The organism is Succinimonas sp. (genome assembly GCF_045225735.1).
In the GTDB taxonomy this organism is placed as follows: domain Bacteria; phylum Pseudomonadota; class Gammaproteobacteria; order Enterobacterales; family Succinivibrionaceae; genus Succinimonas.
Window position 1 is genome coordinate 1 of record NZ_JBGVBR010000059.1, and the last position, 5,400, is coordinate 5,400.

The following is a 5,400-nucleotide window of genomic DNA, read 5'->3' on the forward strand; positions in this document are numbered from 1 at the left end:
AGGTTCTGTCAGTCAGTCTGGAAATGTAGCCGCTGCTCATGAGAGGCACGGATACGCCCTTGTGAGCTGCCTTAAGAACATAGGCAAAGGATATTACCTTGGCGTTATTCACAGACTGGTGCACCACAAGTCCGGCATCGCCTTTGGTGACATCGGGATAGCCGAACTGCTCAGCCTTCAGCGCCGGATAGCGCTTCTTGATGTCTTCCCGGGTCAGGGTGTTAACCAGCATGGTGTTGGACGGAATCTTGCTCTCAAAGGCAAGGTTGCCGCTGAAGGCATTCTTGAAGCTGAATTCGTTCACCACCAGAAGGTCATCGTTGACCTTGAGGTTAACGGGGCCCTTGATCTCCTTGCCGCTGCGATCATAGTAACGCTGGGTAAAGCGCACAATGCCGTTATAAGGAGTTTCGGCGGACACGTAGTCGCTGACGGATACGGTGGCCACAGCCAGCTCCGAGGAGGAATTGGACACGGTTACCGTATTGTTCTTCAGGGAGTATCTCTGACTGGCCTCCGGAGTCTTGCTGTGCTCGGACATATCCACCAGAATGGCCTTGCTGGCATTGTTAAGATACCCGCCGGCATTCAGATAGGAGAAGAGACCGTTTAGCTTCTTGGAATTTCCGGCATTGATGGAGGAACGGATCAGAGCCAGAGCATCATGAGGCACGCTGTTAAGACGGTACGGGAAGTACAGGAGGAGCTCCTTGTAGAAGTTCACGTCATCGTATACCCGGTAGCTGTTGGTCACAATGTTGTACTTGTCGTTAACGGCCTTGAGGACATCGGCGCCCTTCTCCACAGCCATTCTCCGGCGTTCGGTGTCGCCGTACATGCCAAAGATGTCAGCATAGTAGGCAAAGGACTCGATTTCGGGCTTCTGCTTTTCATAGATGCTGTCAAACTTGTAGATGGCATTGGTCTTGACATTTACTCCCATGCGGGCCAGAGCGTACATGGACAGCGCGGCGATGTTGTCGCTGTCATCGCTCTGCATGTCAATGAGACTGTTCTTCAGGTTGCCCAGAAGAGTCCGGTTGACATTGAAACCGGCATTGTTAGCCTCGGCCAGGAAGAGAGCGGAATAGGCCAGAGCGTATCTCTGCTCCTTCCAGGACTGGAAGTAGCCGGAGATGCCGCCGTACATGTCAATCCGGGACTGCACTGCGGCCACGGTATCATTGATGTACTTCTTCATCCGGTTCAGCTCTTTGGGATTCCCCTTCTTGCTCTTTTCCATTTCGGACAGCACCGAAATAATAGAAAGACCGGCAGCGCTCTTGTCAAACACATCGCCGTACATGGTCTCGGAGTCCAGGAAACCGGAAACGATCTTGCTCACATCGGAAAGCGGGAACTTGCCGAATCTGGCAGATGCCTGGGATCCGTCGGCAAAAACGTTATCAAAGGTAACCTTTTCGCTCTTGCCCGGATTGATGGCCACCACCCGGTTCTCCTGCATCTTGGACATGGGATTCAGCACGGCAACTTCCTTGCGGGTGCTGAAGCTGTAGCCGTCGGAGGTAACCTTAATGTCCACAAAACCGTCTCCGGCCTGCATGGCATCTATGGTTACCGGGGCCTTAACCACCGCCTTGTCCGCAACGGAGAGCTTGCCCTTGTCACTGCACTTCAGGGTGCCGGAGCAGGTGATCTCGTAGCTGTAGGAGGCTTCCTTGCCGGAAACGTTATTAATGGAGAAATCAGCCTTCAAAGTATCCCCCTTGTGGAGGTAATAAGGCATATTCATCCTGGAAACGGCCGAATCCCGGATCCTGACATCCTGAGCATAGGAGCCCAGCTTGTCGGGAGACCAGGCGCTTACCATGAGAGAAGCGGTGCTGCTGATGGCATTGAGGTCGTAATGCACGGTGGCATACCCGTTTTCCACCTTTACCTTCGGAGAATAATAGGAAAGGAGCTCCTTGGTAATATTGCTGAGAGACGGGGTTTCCGCCGGCAGATCCTCAGCGCCGTCGTCACCGTAGCCCTGACCGTTGTGATCCACGCTCTTCATGAGATAGGAATACGGATCAAAAATCTGGGATCTGAACACCTTCTGATTGTAAAGCGCTCCGTCCGGAGAAGGAGCCTTCTGATTGTTGATGCTGAGAATGCCCTTATCCACCAAAGCTGCGGTTACATAGGTATTGCTGTCGGCATTGTCCACCTTGATGCGGATATCCACGCCGTTATTGGGCTTGGCCTCCGGCACCTCGGCGGAGATCTTCAGGGTGTCCGCGGATTTGTCCATGCCCACGTAGGCCACACCGATGGATCTCCGGGAACCCAGATGCTTGCTTTCCTGAGCGGCGTAGGTGGTAAGGATGGCGTAGGTGCCGTTCACAAAATCAGGAGTGATCTTGAGAGGGAGCTTGTTATGGCCCTTCTTGACCTCGTAGTGGAACATGCTGCCGCCGCTGACGTTGTCCAGCACCAGATCGGCAAAGCCGCTGTAGGAGCTGTCAAACTCAAAGTAGGCCGTGTCGTTAACCTTGTAGCTTTCCCGATCGGTAAAGAGTTCGAATCTGTCCGGATACTTCGGATTCTCGCAGGACATGGAGCCCACATAGAAGTTCACCGAGGTTTCCCGATCTCCGTGGGTCAGCTTGGCCACATAATTGCCGTCCTGGAAGGTATAGGCAATGCGTCCGGAGGTATCGGCTTTGAGATTCATTACCCCGGCAGTGACCGGAGTCAGGTATTCATTCTGGAAATAGTTCCAGGAGCCGTTGTTGTAAACGAACTGATAGGAAATATTTCTCTTGTAAATGGCATAATCTACCTTGCCGCTGTAAAGCTTGCCGGCCTGATCCGCCAGAATGACGCTGAAATCGGACTTGTAAACATCGTCCTTGCTGAAATCAGTCTTGATGCCCACCAAAGGATCCGGAAAGCTCAGCTTGTAGCTCTTCACCCGGGTAATTATCTTGGAATTGGGATCAACAAAGTTCAGGCTGAGATCGATCTTCTGGGGATAATCGTCAGAGGTTTCCAGATCCCCGAGATTGATGGAAATCCCGCCGTCGCTGCCGGATTCCACATCATTAATGCCGCCGTAGTTCCTGAGATTCTCCAGCTCCTTCTGATTGGGGCCGAAGTAATAGTCCTTGTACTTCTCGGAGGGATGGTTGTCAGGCAGCAGAATATAGCTGCCGGACATGGCAATTCCCGGAGCCGGAGCATCATAGATGTACTTGGTCTTAATCTCCACGGGCTCGTTCTTGGAAATTACGGTCTTCTTGGTGACAATCTTGGGATCGATGCTGGAGGGAATGAAGTTGTCCACCGTAACCCTGGCAGTGCTGAGAATATTTTTCTTATCAAAGCCCAGCGCAAAACGCCACGGTCCCAAAGGAGCATTGCTGTCAAATTCAAATTCGTAATCAAAGGCGCCGCTGGCGGGATTTGACAGGGTAACCTCCTTCTGCAGAAGTCCGTCCGGACGGTAGATCATAAGCTTGAGAGCCTTGACGGAAGCCGCCTTGAGCTTGCTGTCCCGGACAATGGCCTCGTAGTAAACCTTCTCTCCCGGACGCACCAGAGTTCTGTTGGTATAGGCATAGACATTGAACTCCGGATTGAGCTGCGCGGCGGAGGTGGTCTTCACATTCTCAATCACCAGAGGATTGGCACGGAGATCCTGGCTGTAGAAATCACCGTCCTTAACCACATTCAGGAGCACCGGTCTCTGAGCATTTTCTCCGCTTACCGCCTCTTTGGCAAAGTGGGCATAGCCGTCCTTGCCGGTCATCACCGTGGCGATAACCTCGTTGGCGGCATTAACCAGCGAGGCCTTAGCATTGGCCAGAGGCCTGGCGGTGGACAGAGATCTCACGGCAATGTCAATGCCGCTGCTCTTCTGATAGGTGGTAAGACCGATATCGGAAATCACCACCGACTTGGCCACCATCAGGGCGCTGTACTTGTCATCAAGCTCGGAAAGACATTCTCCGGAATTGTCGCAGGGCACCATATCCTCTGCGGTGATGAGCAGAGTGTAAATGCCGGAATCAACATTGCCTCCCAGTTCCCGGAGATCCACCATGGTGATCTGCCGGCCGTTCAGCTTGCCGTTAAGGGAGTACTTTTTTGCGCCCAGAAATTTGCCGTGGGACTTAAGGTACTCAATAGTGCCCCAGCGGTCTTCCAGAGAATCAGTGGCCCGGGAAACGTAGCTGGCCAGATCGCTGGAGGACATCCGGTAAAGCGCCACCTGGAACTTATCCATGTTGACGCTCTCCACTGCTACCTTCTTTTCATTAGCGGCCCGGGAAAGAATGTTTCCGGGCAGGAAGTTCACGGTGGGCTGGTGATCGATGGTGGTAAAGTCAACGGAAATATCCTTGGGGAGGCGGGTATTGTTGGCGGCTTTGATGCCCTCCTTCAGGGTGACCTGATACTCCGTGCCGAATGCCAGGCCGGACAGACACACTGACCGGTCATTAATCAGGGCTTCCGGCTCCTCATACTTGCCGGTGGCCTTGTTGAGAACCTTGATATAAGATGCCAGAACCTTGGGGGTGTTGTCAGGGTTGTCCATGCCCTGATTCATAATCAGACATGAAGTAGCCGCTCCGGTCTGGTTTTCATCAATAACCCGGAGTACTTCAATGCCGCCGGCAGCCATGCTGAACGAGGCGTACCCGGTACCTGAAATGGCAATAAGCGATAATGCCAGCTTGGATAGTTTCATCGTTGTAAATCCCTGTAAACGATAAGCCAGAGCTTATCCCTGCTCAGCCTCATAATCGGCCGCCTGCCCTGCCCGCAGGACAGAAGCGGCAGCTTCGGGAACCGGAGGACGTTCCCCGGCCAAGCTCGCGCAAAAATCCTCCTCTTTGGAAATAAGTCATTTTATTGCCTGAGCGGCCTTAATACAAAAAAATTCGCCCCGCGGGTTACGAAAACCCCGCGCGGCTTCTAATTTATGCTGAAAATGTATTCAAAAGCCTCTGATCCGGGATCCCGCTTTAATCCCGCCCTTCCCCCGGCAATTCCGCTCTTTAAAAGATTTCCCTGCCCCCGGAGCTCTCTTTCAGGAACTCGCAGAAAAATGTTTGATTAATGTCAAAAAAATTATCACTTTAGACAGCGCTATCGGCTATAATGACGCACGATTTCTGAGCACCGGGAATCACGACAGGCATCTCAGGATGTGTGCGCTGCATTGATTACGGAGATTCCGTAGTCCGTCATTAACCAAACTTTTAGAACAGGAAGGCAGAATAAATGCAGAGAATTTTACTCAGATGTAAGCTTCACCAGGCCAGGGTAACCCATTCCGTGCTTAACTACGAAGGATCCTGCAGCATAGACATGGATCTTCTTGATGCCGCCGGAATTGCGGAGCATGAGCAGATCGACATTTACGTAGTGGAAAACGGGGCCCGGTTC

At 52.6% G+C, this 5,400-nt stretch carries 2 protein-coding genes; one reads left to right on the plus strand and one right to left on the minus strand.

Annotated features, from left to right (window positions below):
- Positions 1 to 4,699: alpha-2-macroglobulin family protein (locus ACJROR_RS02025; RefSeq protein ID WP_406545645.1), on the minus strand; the 4,699-nt coding region annotated here is incomplete at its 3' end.
- A 536-nt stretch (positions 4,700 to 5,235) separates the two neighbouring features.
- Between ACJROR_RS02025 and ACJROR_RS02030 the strand changes: the two genes are divergently transcribed.
- Positions 5,236 to 5,400: aspartate 1-decarboxylase (locus tag ACJROR_RS02030; RefSeq protein ID WP_406545646.1), on the plus strand; the 165-nt coding region annotated here is incomplete at its 3' end.